The organism is Paenibacillus tyrphae, assembly GCF_000722545.1.
Taxonomy (GTDB): domain Bacteria; phylum Bacillota; class Bacilli; order Paenibacillales; family NBRC-103111; genus Paenibacillus_G; species Paenibacillus_G tyrfis.
Map to the genome: position 1 here is coordinate 221,983 of NZ_JNVM01000006.1, position 13,490 is coordinate 235,472.

The following is a 13,490-nucleotide window of genomic DNA, read 5'->3' on the forward strand; positions in this document are numbered from 1 at the left end:
ATAAATAAATGATAAAATTTTCTTATTTTGAGAATGCTATTGAAAGCGTTCGCGCCCCGATGAGGAGGAACGATGTGAATCTCAATCAGTTGGAAACGCTCATTACGATATCCAAAACCATGAGCTTTCGCAAAGCGGGCGAAATTCTGAATCTGACCCAGCCGGCCGTCTCGGCGCAAATTAAAAGTCTGGAAGACGAATTCAAAACGGTGCTGATCGACCGTAACCAGCCGGTTACGTTGACCGATAGCGGCCAAGTCTTTCTTGAACATGCGGAGATTATTTTACAGACGGTCGAAGATTTGAAGCAGCGGCTTTCGGATTTGAACCAAACGCCGCAAGGACATATTCATCTGGGAACGACAACTTCGATCGCGATCCAAATTTTGCCAAGGGTATTGTCTTATTTTCAGAACCAGTTCCCCTTGATCAAAACGACCATCCATTCGATGACCACCTCACAAATCATGCACAGCGTCGAGAACGGAACGATCGATATCGGCATCACCTACCTGTTCGACAAGCATCCCGCGCTTGAAAGCTCCGTGCTTTATTACGATACGTTCGAGCTGGTCGTCTCTCCCGATCATCCGCTTGCGCGTTTCGCGCATGTGCCGATCGAGCGGCTTCACGAGCTGCCGCTGATCATGCTGTCTCCGGAAACAGCCGGACGCAGGTTCGTGGATCAAATTCTGAAGCAGCTGTACATCACCCCACAGGTCGTGATGGAGCTGTCCAGCAGCGAGGAAGTGAAACGGATGGTGGAGCTGAACCTCGGGGCGGCGATCATCTCGAAGCTGTCGATCCAAAGCGAGCTGCGCCTCGGGACGCTCAAGATGATCAAGGTGAATGAGCTCGAGATCAGCCACCCGGTCGGGGTGGTATACAAGTCCGGACGCTATCTGAGCTCGGCGCTGCATCAGTTTCTGGAAGATTTAAAGGGCATGCAGGAAACTCAATTCATAGGTTCGGAGTGAGGGAACGCCATGAAATTCGATTTGCATACGCATCACGAACGGTGCGGTCACGCGACCGGAACGATCCGCGATTATATCGAAGCGGGAATCAAAAACGGCCTGCAAGTCATCGGAATTTCCGATCACTCGCCGTACTTTGCAAGCAGCGTGGACCGGGAGCAACCCGGCATCGCGATGGCGAAGAGCGAGTTCGCCCGTTACGTGGAGGAAGTGTTGAAGCTGAAGGAGGAGTACCGCGGGCGCATCGACGTTCTGCTGGGAGTCGAATCGGACTTCTTCCCTGAGGTGGCGGACGTATACCGCAAAGTGTACGAGCAATATCCGTTCGACTATATCATCGGGTCGGTGCATTTGTCGGGCGGCGCCAGCATCTTCAACCGGAAGCGTTGGAACGGACTGACGGACCGTCAGAAGGTGGAGCAAAAGGAGCTGTACTACGATCTGATCGAGCAGTCCGCGCGCAGCGGCATGTTCCAGATTCTCGGCCACATCGACGCGATGCGCGGCTTCTACCCGGCTTTCTCGGATATTCAGACCGAGGCGGTAGACCGCACGCTGCAAACCATCGCAAAGTACGACATTGCGATCGAGATTAACACCTCCGGCAAAACGAAGGATTGCGGCGGCTGGTACCCGATCGACGAGATTTTGGAGCGGGCGCTTCATTTCGGTGTCCAGGTTTCGTTCGGATCGGACGCGCACGTCCCTTCTCGGGTTGGCGACGACTGGGAAGAAGTGGCGGCAAGGCTGAAGGAAATCGGATTCCGCGAATGGGTGTACTACAAGGAAAAACAAAAGCAGGTTGTCCCTTTATAGAGCAAAAGCAAAAAAATATCCGGCAAATTCCCCGAGGGCCGAGGAATTTGAGCCGGATATTTGTGCTTTGACGGCCGCTCGGCCGCGCTTATCTTGCAGTCCGCTTTGCTCCCGCGGTTCGCGCGGGCTGCGCAAGCGTCCGGGAACGGGTGCGTACGGCCTTGGCCGGAGGCCGAAGACTCTTGACCTTCGCTCCGCCGCCGAACAGACCGCCCAAGCCCCCGAAGCTGCTGAACAGCTTGAAGATCGGTCCGACCTGCTTTACGATAGTAAACATCTTCTGTACCTTGCCCATGGTGGAAAGGATGCCATCGAGGCCTCCGACGGAATTGAAAAACGAGAGGAAGCCTCCGCCGCCACCGGCGCCTCTGGCCACCTCCGCCGTACCTACGCCTCCGCCGGGTACGCCGTTTACGGTACGTCCAATACTGGAAAAGCCGCCTAAGCCTCCGCCGATGCCGGCCGGGCTGAACAGCCCCCGCACCTGTGCCGTATTCATATGGGGAGCGGGATGTAACGGACGCAAATGGCAGGCAGCGCCTCGTTTTGCCGATTTGACTGTACGGGCCGAAGCTCTTTTGGGAGCGGCATTACGCTTTTTATTGTTCATTTGTCGATCCCTCCCTTAGCTGAGAAATGAATCCGACTTGTCTGATACATCAGTATGTCGGTCCGCCCTACCGCGTATGGGTAGGTGGACCGGTCGAAGGAAAATGGGTGTATATTTAGGAAAAACACATGTCCAATGGGAGGTATTCCGAGTATGACGATACGCCGCGCTACGGCTCATGACGCGATGCCGCTCAGCGAGCTGTCATTTCGCTCGAAAGCTTATTGGGGCTACGATCCGCAGTTTATGGAAGCTTGCCGCGATGACCTGACGCTGCGCCCCGAACAGATCCATTCGTCAGCGGTGTATCTGCTTGAGACGGACGGCAGTGAAATCGCCGGCTTCTACAGCTTGCGGCCTGCGGGTTCTGGTGCTTCGTCCGATTCGGTGGCGGAGCTGGACAGCCTGTTTATCGCCCCCGAATACATCGGCCGCGGGTACGGAAAACGGCTGTGGAGCCATATGCTCGCTACCGCCGCCGAACTTCGCCTCCCGCGCATCCGCATTCACAGCGATCCGCATGCGGAAGCTTTTTACGCCAAAATGGGCGCTGTACGGATCGGCGAGATCGAATCCACCGTTTTCCCGGACCGGAAGCTCCCGCTGATGGAGCTGATCCTTACCGCCCTATGATTTAGAACGAGACTTGCAAAGGAGGAAGCGCCATGCTCCATGAGATGACCGATATCGCGGGCAAAAAAATCGTCATCATCGACGATGAACCGGACCTCGTCAACCTCCTCGATGCCGTGTTACGCAAAGAAGGCTTCCGCCTGGTGTTCAAAGCGGCCACCGGTCTTGCCGGCATCGAGCTGTGCCGCAGCGAAAAGCCGGATCTGATCGTCCTCGACGTCATGCTGCCGGATCTCGACGGCTTTGCCGTCTGCCAGCAGCTGCGGCAATTCACGCTGGCGCCGATCTTTTTCCTGTCCGCCAAAAACGAAGATGTGGACAAGCTGCTGGGGCTAAGCCTTGGCGGCGACGACTATATTACAAAACCGTTCAGCCCGAAGGAGGTCGCTTATCGGATGAAGGCGTATTTTCGCCGCAACCGGTACGCGGCCATGCAGGAGGAAAGCCGAAGCACCTACGAATTCGGCAGCGTGACGATCGACGAGAAGCAGGGCGAAGTACGCAAGCACGGCGCTCCCGTGACGCTCACCGCGAAGGAATACCAGTTGCTGCTGTTTTTGGTCCGGCACCCGGGACAGTTGTTCAGCAAGGCGCATTTGTACGAAACGGTATGGGGCGATTCGTATACGGGGTATGACAATACGGTGATGGTGCATATGCGCCACCTGCGGGAAAAGCTGGAGGACAAGCCATCGGAGCCGGAATATTTGCTGACCGTGCGGGGACTCGGCTATAAGCTGCAGCGAAAGGACGGACGGCCGTGAAGCGGAAAGTCATTATCCAATTCCTGTTATCCATGTCGACGCTGGCGATCTTGATTCTGATCGTCAATTATACGGCGCTCTATTTTTTAGCCGGCGGTCCGGCCTTCGAAAATGGAAGAACGGCCGCTTTCGCCGAGCGGTTTACACATGATTTCGGGCAGCGCATTGCCTTGCAGGACGGACGGCCGTACGTCATCCCGGAAGGTCTGGAGGAATTGGACCATCAGCGAGCGTGGATTCAAATCTTGGACGAAACCGGTACGGAAGCGTTCGCCTATCATAAGCCGCCGCATGCCTTGACGCATTACTCGCCCAGCGAAATCGCATTTTTTTATAAATATGCCGTCAAAGATTTTACCGTCTTTATCAGCCGCGTGGAAAATAACGGCTACCACTGGAGCTATATGATCGGCTTCCCGGCGGAAACGGTGGCGAAATATTTTTTGTACATCAGTCCGAAAAATGTGCAAACGTTTTTCCCGAACGGCCTTTACATACTCATCGGGGTGACGTTGGGCGGTACGCTGATCATCGGCTATTTGTTCGCCCGGAGACTTTCCCGACCGGTACGGACCGTCATCGACGCGATCCGCGAGCTTGCGGATGGCCGTTATGAGCTCCGCCTCGCGCCGAAAGGAATCTATAAGGATGTGTACCGCAGCCTGCTCCACCTCTCCTCCACCCTGTCGTCCCTTAAACAGCACCGGGACCGCGTGGACCGCATGCGGGAGGAATGGATCGCCGGCTTGTCCCACGATTTGAAAACGCCGCTTTCCTCCATCAAAGGCTACGGCGAAGTGCTTGCCGAGACAAACTACGACCTCAGTCCCGACGAGCGGACCGGCTATGCGGCGACGATCGTGCGCAATGCCGCTTATATGGAAGGTTTGCTGGACGATTTGCGGCTGACGTCTCAGCTTAAGCACAATCTCCTGCCGATGGATAAGCGGGAAAGCGATGTCGTCCGGCTGCTGCAGGAAACCGTCATTCTGCTGCTTAACAGCCCGGAAGGCGAGGAGCGGACGATATCGTTCGATGCGCGTCCGCAGACGATCCCGCTGTCCTTTGACGCCAAGCTGCTGCAGCGCGCGTTCCTGAATCTCCTCTTCAACGCGCTTGTCCACAATCCTGCCGGAACGCAGGTGCAGGTTGCCGTCTCGGGCAGCGAGAGCGGCATCCGCGTGGTCATCGCCGACAACGGCGTTGGCATCTCCAAGGAAGATATGGCCAAGCTGTTTGACCGGTACTACCGGGGAACGAATACGGCGGCAAGCCATCAAGGCTCGGGGCTGGGCCTTGCGATCGCCCGGCAAATTATCGAAGCGCACGACGGAAAGGTCGAAGTAGAGAGCCGGCTTGGGCACGGTACGACGATCATCGTCCATTTTCCGCAAACTTAAGGTGGATTTAAGGTAAACTGAAACGAAGCTTAAATTCCATACGATACCATGCTCTTGTCGAACGAAAGGAGCATGGTTTTTTTATGAGCGAATTCATCTTGGAAACGAAACGGTTATCAAAACAATTCAAGTCGTTCGCCGCGGTCAAAGGGGTCGACTTGCAGGTAAGGCCGGGCGAAGTGTACGGCTTCCTCGGTCCGAACGGCGCAGGCAAAACGACGACGATCCGCATGCTGCTCGGTCTGATTCGTCCAACGCAGGGCGAGGTGCGCGTCTTCGGGCAAGACTTGGCCCGGCACCGGCTCGATATTTTGCGCCGGGTCGGCTCGCTGGTCGAGTCTCCGTCCTATTACGGCAATCTGAGCGCCTATGACAATTTGGAGATCACCCGCAAGCTTCTAGGCGCAAGGAAAACCGACATCGACAAAGTGCTGGAAACGGTAAGGCTGTCCGAATGGCGCAGCAAAAAAGTCAAAACGTTCTCCCTCGGCATGAAGCAGCGGCTCGGCATCGCGCAGGCGCTGCTGGGCAATCCGATGCTGCTCGTGCTCGACGAGCCGACCAACGGCCTGGACCCTGCTGGCATTCTCGAAATCCGCGAGCTGATCGCCCGCCTGCCGGAAGAACGCGGCTTGTCGGTGCTCGTCTCCAGCCATATTTTGAACGAAATCGAGCTAGTTGCCAGCCGTGTCGGCATTATTTACAAGGGCGAGCTGCTGTTCCAAGGCTCGCTTCAGGAGCTGCGGGAGCAGAACAAAACGATGCTGCGGATTGATGCCGCTCCGCTCGTGGAGGCGGGCAACTTCCTGCTGGCCCGGGGTCATCAAGTGGAGAAGCGGCATAACAGCCTGTACGTGGACATGTCGGCAACAAACGCTGCCCGTCTGAACCGCGAGCTGGTTACGGCCGGCTTCGACGTCTCGCACGTCAGTGAAAATACACCGTCGTTGGAAGACATTTTTCTGACGATGACGAAGGGAGCGCAAAGCTTGTGAAGTCATGGAGCGTCATTGCAGCGGAACTGTATAAGCAGAAAAAAGGCGTCCTGTGGAAGCTTGCCTTCGGCGGTCCTGCTCTCGTATCCGTACTGATTTTCCTGAACATGTCTCTGCGCTACGATTATTTGATGCAGAGGTATGCGGGGAAAACGTCGTGGGAAGCGATGCTGAATGAAGTGTTTTTTCTATGGGCCTTCTTCCTCCCGATCGGGGTTACGCTGCTGGCGGCTATTGTCCATTTCCGTGAATATAGCGAGAATGCCTGGAAGCACCTGCTGAGCCTGCCGGTGCGGCGGGGGCACGTATATGCGGCCAAGTGGCTCGTTATTGTGCTCGCGACCGTCTTGTCGGTGCTGGCGCTTATGGCCGGCCTGTGGCTGGGCGGGCTCGTCATCGGCTTTCCCGAGCCGTTCCCCTTCGGTCTCTATGGACAATACGCGCTGTACCTGACGTTCTCGTCGCTCGGCATCGCCAGCGTGCAGCATTGGCTTAGCTCCCGCTTCCGCAATACGATCATTCCGGTCGCCGTTGGCGTGTCGGGCACGGTAGGCGCGATCTTCCTCGCCCAGTCGGAGTGGATGCGCTACATACCGTATGCGGCCCCGCTGTTCACCATGCCGGGTCCGGATGGGGACGCCGGCGTCTCCATCGTAAGCGGGCTGCTTTTTGGAACCGCAGCGCTGCTGGCCGGCATGCTCGAATTCGGGAAAAGGGATATTTTGTAACCGCAAGCCAAGGAGGTACGCTGGAGATGAAGTCGTTATTCGCCGCCGAATGGCTGAAATTGAAGCATTCGCGCATCTTGTGGATCGTTATTCTTATGCCGATTCTGTTAACCGCTCAAGGTGTCGGCAATTTTACCCGCTACACCGACGTGTGGACCCGGGACGATTGGACCGTCATTATCGAGCAGTGTCTCATTTTTTACCCGCCGATGCTGCTGCCGTTTTTTATCGCCATTGTTATTGCGCTTATGATCCGCATCGAGCACAGCCATAACGGCTGGAAGCATTTGCTGGCGCTGCCGGTAAGACGCGGACAGATTTACGCGGTCAAGTTCGGCCTTGCGCTGCTGCTGGTCGTCCTGAATATCGCCGTTTTCGGCGCAAGCATCATCGCCGCAGGCCTGCTCGCCGGAGCGAACGGCCCGATCCCGTTGGGCCGGATCGCGCTGCCGCTTCTGCGCCTGATCCCGGCCGTGCTGCCGATTATGGCGATTCAATTCTGGCTCAGTCTGCGATACCGCCATATCGGCATCCCGCTAGGCATCGGGATCGGGTTGGCGGTCCCTTCGCTCCTTGTGGCCAATACGAAATATTGGATCGTCTATCCGTGGACTTACCCGACGATGGCCGCTCTCGCGAGCCAAAGCAGCACCTTCAGCAAAGGCCCGCTTCTGTACGGCGCGGTAGCTCTTGTCTTTCTTCTGGTCACCGTCTTCGGCTTCAATGAGTTCAGACGGCGGGACATTTTGTAAGCTGCATAACTTCTAAGCGAAGGCTTCCCGTTTCCGGGAACCTTCGCTTAGATTTTTTTATGGGAGCATTTTCATACCGATGTGCCGTTTATGTGATATACTTAATGAACGTAGGTACATCCAAAAATGCTTATAGTATACATTTATATACCGAAAGGAAATGAGCGAATGAGCAAGAAAATAAACGGCAGCTGTGTTGTTCCCAATTTAGAAGGTTGCCCTGTCGAGTTTACGCTGGATGTTATCGGTGGCAAATGGAAGGGTATCCTGCTCTACCATTTGATCACCGGAACGAAACGGTTCAATGAGTTCCGCCGCATCTGCCCGGCGATTACTCAACGGATGCTGACCCTGCAGCTTCGGGAGCTGGAAGAGGACGGCATCGTGCATCGCGAAGTATACCAGCAGGTTCCGCCTAAAGTGGAATATTCGCTCACCGAATTCGGCCGGACGCTGGAACCGATCATTTTGCAGATGAAGCAATGGGGGGAAACGTACCGAGGACGGACGAACGATGCGGCCGAAGCTGTGGACGCGAAGCAAGAACGGTAGCTTTACCGTTCTTGCTGTGTCAATGAGATGGTAAAAAAGAAAGGCCTTTTAATTATTGCGCAGGATCGTGAACCGTGACCGCTAAGCCGGGGTAAGCGGTGGCGAGCTCGGATGCCCGCTCTTCGATCCGTTTCCGCTCGAAGCCCGCGCCGAACAACTCGCGATTCGGCCGGAACGTGACGCTCGTGCCTGTCGCCCCCGTCAAGCCCACCGTCAGCAGCTCCGTCTGCGGAATGCCCTGCTTGTAATCTTGACGGTGCATCTTCCCTTCGCGCTTGATTTCAACCGACAACGATTCGGAAAGAGCATTGACAACCGCGATGCCGATCCCTTTCTCCGCACCGGGCGAAACGAACGGCGCATTGCCGCTCGATTCGGCAATGTCGGTCAGAACGCTCTGTACATTCGAGAGGTTCGAAGAAGGAAGGGGGCGTACCGGAATGCCGCGCCCGTTATCCGCTACGGTCACCGTGTAATCGTCATGCACAAAGATATGGACTTCACTGCAATAGCCGACCCGATGCTCCAGCACGCTGTTTTCCAAGACGGCCCATAGCAAAATGTGCGTATCGTAGCCCCCTTGCCCCCGTCCCAAATAAGCGCTCGCATTGCTTCGGACCTCCGTCATATCCATGTAATCGCTCGTGTCGATCAGATCCGAGAGTGCGGCCAGCAGCAGCAGCAGCGGCAGCATCCGATGGGCGGGAAGCGTATACCCTCCTCCCGGCTCTTGAACGAGCAGATCGGCCCCAAGCAAAGCTTTCAGGTGATGATAAAGCTGTCCAGTCGTCCCCATATTCAACCGTTCCACCAATGCGGCCCCGGACAACGGTTCATTCACGACGGCCCGCAAAATATCCAGCCGCTGCTTATGCCCGAGCGCAGACAGCACTTTGGACGCTTTGTCCGTATTCAGACGGAGCAGATCGTCCATCTGCCGCTCTTGCGGCATCCAGTGAAAAACGCGCCCCTTACCTTCATAATGGCCGGAATAATAAACCGTCCCCTCCCCGGACTCGCTTGTATCGGTTGCAGATACGACCAAGTCTACCGAAGTCCGCCCGGAAGCCGGTTCAGGCGCCGGAATCGTCTTGGCCGACCGCTCTTCCAAACAGCGCCGAACCAGATTTTCAAGCTCCGACATGCGGGTGGTCAACTTATCGATTTCCTGCAGAGCATCTCGGTTCATGAGCTCACCTTCGCTTTTTTATTATTTTACGTAATTACGTAATAACATTATATCATCGAAGGGAAATCATGTAAATCTTTGTTTACTAATAAAAAAACAGACCGGAGAACGTCATACGTTCGTCCAGTCTGCTTACGCCTCGACTTTATTTCTTCTTCAAATCTTCGATCGAGTTGATCTCCATATATTTCGGGACGACCAGACCGATTTTGGTCCCTTTCAGGTTCGGGCCGAGGTCCTCGAATTTACCTTTGAACTTCTCGTAATAGTCCTTATGCGTCGTCGGCAGCCAAGCGGCAACGATCGCATCGACGTCTCCGCCAGCAACGCCGGCCCACATCGGGCCCGCTTCCACCTGCAGCATTTCCACCTTGTAGCCGAGGCGCGATTCGAGCACCTGCTTGACGACGTTCGTGCTGGCGATCTCCGAATCCCAGGCGACATAAGCGAGCTTCAGCTTCCGGCCTTCGGCCTTCGGCACGTCCTTTACCCAACCGTCCACCTTGGCGGCGTTCTCTTTCACCCAATCCGCCGCGGCAACTTCCGGCTTCTTGCCGTCCATGACCGCCCCCATCACTTTCTCCATGTCGGCTGCGGTCCATTCGAATTTATCGAGTACCGCATAGGCAGACGGCTCCGCCGTTTTAAGCCCCGTTCTTGCGATCGTATGAATCTCCTCGTCCGCCCCGTAAACGCCCTTCGGGTCCTGCAAATATTTGAGGTCGTATTTGGCGAACATCCAGTGCGGCGTCCACCCGGTAATAATGATCGGCTTTTTCGCTTTATACGCTCTGTCCAGCGCCGCGGTCATCGCCGTGCTGGAGCCTTCCACAAGCTTCCAATCGGTCAATCCATAATCTTTAAGTGCCTGGCTCGTTGCCTTCATAATTCCCGCGCCGGGGTCGATGCCGATAATTTCATATTTGACTTGGTCCCCCACAAACGCCGAGGTGCCGGAGCTCTTGGCCCCGCACCCAACGGCTAGCAGAGCAGCCCCGAGCAAACATAACGTCATCCACAGCAGATTCCGGTTTCGTTTTTTCAATGCTTCTTCTCTCCTTTGGGTTTCATCTTAATCGCATGCTGCGTCAGCCGATCGAGCACAATCGCCAGAATAACGACGGCGAGCCCCGCTTCGAAGCCTTCGCCCGTCTTAAGCTGGGTAACGGCACGATACACGTCCGCCCCGAGCCCTTGAGCGCCGATCATCGAAGCGATGACGACCATCGACAGCGAGAGCATGATCGTTTGGTTGATGCCGGCCATCAGCGTAGGCAGTGCCAGCGGGAGCTGGACCTTCCAAAGCTTCTGTCCGGGCGTCGTCCCGAAAGCGTCGGCCGCCTCGATCAGGTCGAACGGCACCTGGCGGATGCCAAGGTTCGTCAGCCGGATCGTCGGAGGCACCGCGAAAATAACGGAAGCGATGACCCCCGGCACAACGCCCAACCCGAAAAAGGTAACCGCCGGGATCAAATAAACGAAGGCCGGCATCGTCTGCATGAAATCGAGCAGCGGCGTCAACGTGTTCTGCACCGTCTTGTTTCTCGCAGACCAGATGCCGAGCGGCAGGCCGACGATGACCGAGAGGAAAGCCGAGGTCATCACGAGTGCGAGCGTGTCCATCGTATGGTCCCAGAACCCGAGGTTGGCAATCAGCAGCATGCCGAGCAGGGCAAATATGCCGAGCATGAGCCCTGCCGCACGGTAAGCCAGCAAAGCAACCAATACGATAAGCACCAGCGCAGGCGGAAAATGAAACAGCAGCGAAAACAAATCGACCGTTCCTTCGATTAAGGAAGAAATGAAACCGAACAGCCACTCGAAGGAGGCGCCGAGCCAATCGACGATCCCCTCGACCCATTCGGCAATCGGTAGCTTAGGACCCATCCGTGGTCACCGCCTCTCGAACCCGGTCGTGGTTGCCGGCCAAAGCTCCGAGCACCGCGCCGCGAATAATGACGCCGAGCAGCCGCCCGTTCTCGGACGTGACAGCCACCGGCACGCGGCATGTGCTGACGGTATCGAACAGGTCGCTCAGCAGCGTATTCGGCGACACCGTCGGCACCTCGGATATGATAATCGCATCAAGCGTCAAGTGCTCCCGGATCGCCCGGGCCGCGTCTTCGGCCGTCAATACGCCGATCAGCCGCTTGGCGCTGTCAACGACGAACAAGTTGGAAATGCCATTCTCCCGCATCAGCTCCAGCGCCACGCGCGGCCCCCCGCGGTCGTACACAATCGTCTCCGGCCGGCGCATGACATGCGAAGCGTTCAATACCCGGGACAGATCGACATCTTCGATAAATTTCTCCACATATTCGTTGGCCGGGGTGATCATAATCTCCTCGGGCGTGCCGATCTGGACGATGGAGCCGTCTTTCATCAGCGCGATCCGATCCCCGATCCTCAGCGCTTCGTTCAAATCGTGCGTGATGAAAATGATCGTCTTCTTCAGCTTTTCCTGCAGCTCGCGCAGCTCTTCCTGCATGTCCTTGCGGATCAGCGGGTCAAGCGCGCTGAACGCTTCGTCCATCAGGAGGACCTGCGGCGAGTTGGCGAGCGCCCGGGCCAAGCCGACGCGCTGCTGCATGCCGCCGCTCAACTGGTCCGGATATTGATCCGCCCATTCCTCCAGTCCGACCAGCGCAAGCGCTTCCCGCGCTTTTTCCCTACGGATCTTGGCCGGTACTTTCTGTACCTCCAGTCCGAACTCGACATTTTGCACAACCGTCTTATGCGGGAACAGCGCGAACTTTTGAAACACCATGCTCATCGCTGTCCGGCGGAATTCGCGCAGCCGCTCCTCGTTCATTTCTACGATATTTTCACCGCGGAACAGGATGCTCCCGTCCGTCGGTTCAATCAGCCGGTTCAGCAGCCGGATCAGGGTCGATTTACCGCTGCCGGACAGCCCCATAATGACGAAAATTTCCCCTTCGTTGACCGTAAAGCTCGCGCGGTTCACGCCCACGGTCTGTTTCGTCTCCGCAAAGATACGCTTCTTGCCCCAGCCTTGGTTAAGAAGCTCAAGCGCCTTCTCCGGATGCTGACCGAAAATTTTGGTCAAATGCTTTACTTCGATCAAAGCCGTATCCCCCCCATTCTTTCGATGCTCTTAAGTTTACAGGTGCACAGGCGGATGGGTCAAAAGCGAAATAAGTTTGTTTCGTACGTACAGAAAAAACTTTACAAACGTATCGTACAGAATACTCCCGTTTCCTCCAAATTCCTTTCCTGCTAGTAGCTTTACTTTCAAATGCATGTTCAATACAATACAATGAGAATATTTATTTTAGGCAAAGCATTCTGCCGCGGAACGGCTTCTATCGGCGGCAGCATCCGCAGGAGGCATAATCAATTATGAACAACTGGGTTGGGATGACGGAGGAACAAGCTGGCATCGTTCAAAAAGCCCGTAAACGCGTAATCGAATCCATCGGAAAAAATATGGATTTATATGGCGTCACCCTTTCCACCGGCCATTTGTACGGCATGATGTTTTTTGAGGATAAGCCTATGACGCTTGATGAAATGGGCGAAGAGATGGGTATGAGCAAGACGAGCATGAGTACGGGCGTACGCACGCTGACGGACCTCAAGATGGTGCATAAAGTTTGGGAAAAAGGAACGCGAAAAGATTTGTACGAGGTCGAGCCGGACTGGTACCAGACGTTCGCGGATTTTTTCGTCATTAAATGGCAGAAATCCATCGAGATGAACGTACAGGCGCTGCGCAAATCTGCGGCCGAGCTGAAGCGGCTTGTAGAGAACGACCCGGACAACGAAGCGCTGCAAAACATCGTCGCCACCGACACCCGCAAGCTGGAGGAAGCGATCCGCTACTACTTGTGGCTCGGACGCTTGATCGATACGTTCGAATCCGGAGAAATTTTCAAGCTGGTGCCGAAGGAAGAACCACAAGCGGACTCCCATTAATACGCTGTATATGCTGATAGGCCGTGCCGAAGACGATTCGGTACGGCTTTTTCGTGTCCGCAGAAATGCCCTCCCTGTCCCGATACGATTCGTCATTTTCCGGGAAATAATCCCCTGAATCGCAAGCGAACAAGGGAT

The 13,490-nt window shown here is 55.7% G+C and carries 15 protein-coding genes; 10 read left to right on the forward strand and 5 right to left on the reverse strand.

The features are described from left to right. The first annotated feature begins 74 nt into the window (after positions 1-74). Together ET33_RS07945 and ET33_RS07950 are read left to right on the forward strand one after the other, a co-directional pair. Entirely contained in the window at positions 75-977 is a 903-nt protein-coding gene (locus tag ET33_RS07945; RefSeq protein WP_036679025.1) for a LysR family transcriptional regulator, read from the forward strand. A 9-nt stretch (positions 978-986) separates the two neighbouring features. After that, the gene (locus tag ET33_RS07950) at positions 987-1,793 is read left to right on the forward strand and encodes a histidinol-phosphatase (protein WP_036679030.1); all 807 of its coding nucleotides are present in this window, start codon (positions 987-989) and stop codon (positions 1,791-1,793) included. An 88-nt stretch (positions 1,794-1,881) separates the two neighbouring features. Here ET33_RS07950 and ET33_RS36300 read toward each other — a convergent pair whose 3' ends face one another. Continuing rightward, on the reverse strand, positions 1,882-2,403 hold the full coding sequence (locus ET33_RS36300) for a hypothetical protein (RefSeq protein WP_051775180.1): 522 nt from the start codon (positions 2,401-2,403) through the stop codon (positions 1,882-1,884). Positions 2,404-2,556: 153 nt separating this feature from the next. Between ET33_RS36300 and ET33_RS07960 the strand changes: the two genes are divergently transcribed. The 7 genes from ET33_RS07960 (at position 2,557) to ET33_RS07990 (ending at position 8,227) form a co-directional block, all read left to right on the forward strand. Further along, complete coding sequence (locus ET33_RS07960; protein WP_036679034.1) at positions 2,557-3,036, forward strand: GNAT family N-acetyltransferase; 480 nt, start codon at positions 2,557-2,559, stop codon at positions 3,034-3,036. Between the two features lie 32 nt (positions 3,037-3,068). Then, entirely contained in the window at positions 3,069-3,800 is a 732-nt protein-coding gene (locus tag ET33_RS07965) for a response regulator transcription factor (protein WP_036679039.1), read from the forward strand. After that, positions 3,797-5,200: a sensor histidine kinase gene (locus ET33_RS07970; protein WP_036679042.1), complete on the forward strand. Its 1,404-nt coding sequence runs from the start codon at positions 3,797-3,799 to the stop codon at positions 5,198-5,200. Before ET33_RS07965 ends, ET33_RS07970 begins: the two co-directional genes overlap by 4 nt. A gap of 83 nt (positions 5,201-5,283) precedes the next feature. Continuing rightward, positions 5,284-6,195, forward strand: coding sequence for an ABC transporter ATP-binding protein (locus ET33_RS07975; RefSeq protein ID WP_036679045.1), 912 nt, complete (start codon positions 5,284-5,286; stop codon positions 6,193-6,195). Further along, positions 6,192-6,923, forward strand: a complete 732-nt coding sequence (locus ET33_RS07980) for an ABC transporter permease (RefSeq protein WP_036679048.1) — start codon at positions 6,192-6,194, stop codon at positions 6,921-6,923. Before ET33_RS07975 ends, ET33_RS07980 begins: the two co-directional genes overlap by 4 nt. A 26-nt stretch (positions 6,924-6,949) precedes the next feature. Next, a complete protein-coding gene (locus ET33_RS07985; protein ID WP_036679050.1) occupies positions 6,950-7,675 on the forward strand; it encodes an ABC transporter permease in 726 nt (241 codons plus the stop codon). 168 nt (positions 7,676-7,843) lie between these two features. Next, a complete protein-coding gene (locus tag ET33_RS07990; RefSeq protein WP_036679053.1) occupies positions 7,844-8,227 on the forward strand; it encodes a winged helix-turn-helix transcriptional regulator in 384 nt (127 codons plus the stop codon). Positions 8,228-8,279: 52 nt separating this feature from the next. On the opposite strand, the gene ET33_RS07995 is transcribed toward ET33_RS07990, so the two are convergent. From ET33_RS07995 to ET33_RS08010, 4 genes are all read right to left on the reverse strand, one after another. Next, the gene (locus tag ET33_RS07995; RefSeq protein ID WP_036679055.1) at positions 8,280-9,416 is read right to left on the reverse strand and encodes an ATP-binding protein; all 1,137 of its coding nucleotides are present in this window, start codon (positions 9,414-9,416) and stop codon (positions 8,280-8,282) included. A 145-nt stretch (positions 9,417-9,561) separates the two neighbouring features. Beyond that, complete coding sequence (locus ET33_RS08000) at positions 9,562-10,431, reverse strand: glycine betaine ABC transporter substrate-binding protein (protein WP_036679856.1); 870 nt, start codon at positions 10,429-10,431, stop codon at positions 9,562-9,564. 26 nt (positions 10,432-10,457) lie between these two features. Further along, a complete protein-coding gene (locus ET33_RS08005; RefSeq protein WP_036679057.1) occupies positions 10,458-11,303 on the reverse strand; it encodes an ABC transporter permease in 846 nt (281 codons plus the stop codon). Further along, positions 11,293-12,501, reverse strand: coding sequence for a quaternary amine ABC transporter ATP-binding protein (locus ET33_RS08010; RefSeq protein ID WP_036679059.1), 1,209 nt, complete (start codon positions 12,499-12,501; stop codon positions 11,293-11,295). Before ET33_RS08010 ends, ET33_RS08005 begins: the two co-directional genes overlap by 11 nt. 275 nt (positions 12,502-12,776) lie before the next feature. On the opposite strand from ET33_RS08010, the gene ET33_RS08015 reads away from it, so the two are divergent. Further along, positions 12,777-13,352, forward strand: a complete 576-nt coding sequence (locus ET33_RS08015) for a GbsR/MarR family transcriptional regulator (protein ID WP_036679061.1) — start codon at positions 12,777-12,779, stop codon at positions 13,350-13,352. Positions 13,353-13,490: the final 138 nt, after the last annotated feature.

Bases quoted from the DNA above. Each gene is read 5' to 3' on its own strand.
- ET33_RS08015 (WP_036679061.1), top strand. From the start codon at position 12,777: ATGAACAACTGGGTTGGGATGACGGAGGAACAAGCTGGCATCGTTCAA.
- ET33_RS07960 (WP_036679034.1), top strand. From the start codon at position 2,557: ATGACGATACGCCGCGCTACGGCTCATGACGCGATGCCGCTCAGCGAG.
- ET33_RS08005 (WP_036679057.1), bottom strand. From the start codon at position 11,303: ATGGGTCCTAAGCTACCGATTGCCGAATGGGTCGAGGGGATCGTCGAT.
- ET33_RS36300 (WP_051775180.1), bottom strand. From the start codon at position 2,403: ATGAACAATAAAAAGCGTAATGCCGCTCCCAAAAGAGCTTCGGCCCGT.
- ET33_RS08000 (WP_036679856.1), bottom strand. From the start codon at position 10,431: ATGACGTTATGTTTGCTCGGGGCTGCTCTGCTAGCCGTTGGGTGCGGG.
- ET33_RS07985 (WP_036679050.1), top strand. From the start codon at position 6,950: ATGAAGTCGTTATTCGCCGCCGAATGGCTGAAATTGAAGCATTCGCGC.
- ET33_RS07965 (WP_036679039.1), top strand. From the start codon at position 3,069: ATGCTCCATGAGATGACCGATATCGCGGGCAAAAAAATCGTCATCATC.
- ET33_RS07975 (WP_036679045.1), top strand. From the start codon at position 5,284: ATGAGCGAATTCATCTTGGAAACGAAACGGTTATCAAAACAATTCAAG.
- ET33_RS07995 (WP_036679055.1), bottom strand. From the start codon at position 9,416: ATGAACCGAGATGCTCTGCAGGAAATCGATAAGTTGACCACCCGCATG.
- ET33_RS07950 (WP_036679030.1), top strand. From the start codon at position 987: ATGAAATTCGATTTGCATACGCATCACGAACGGTGCGGTCACGCGACC.
- ET33_RS07990 (WP_036679053.1), top strand. From the start codon at position 7,844: ATGAGCAAGAAAATAAACGGCAGCTGTGTTGTTCCCAATTTAGAAGGT.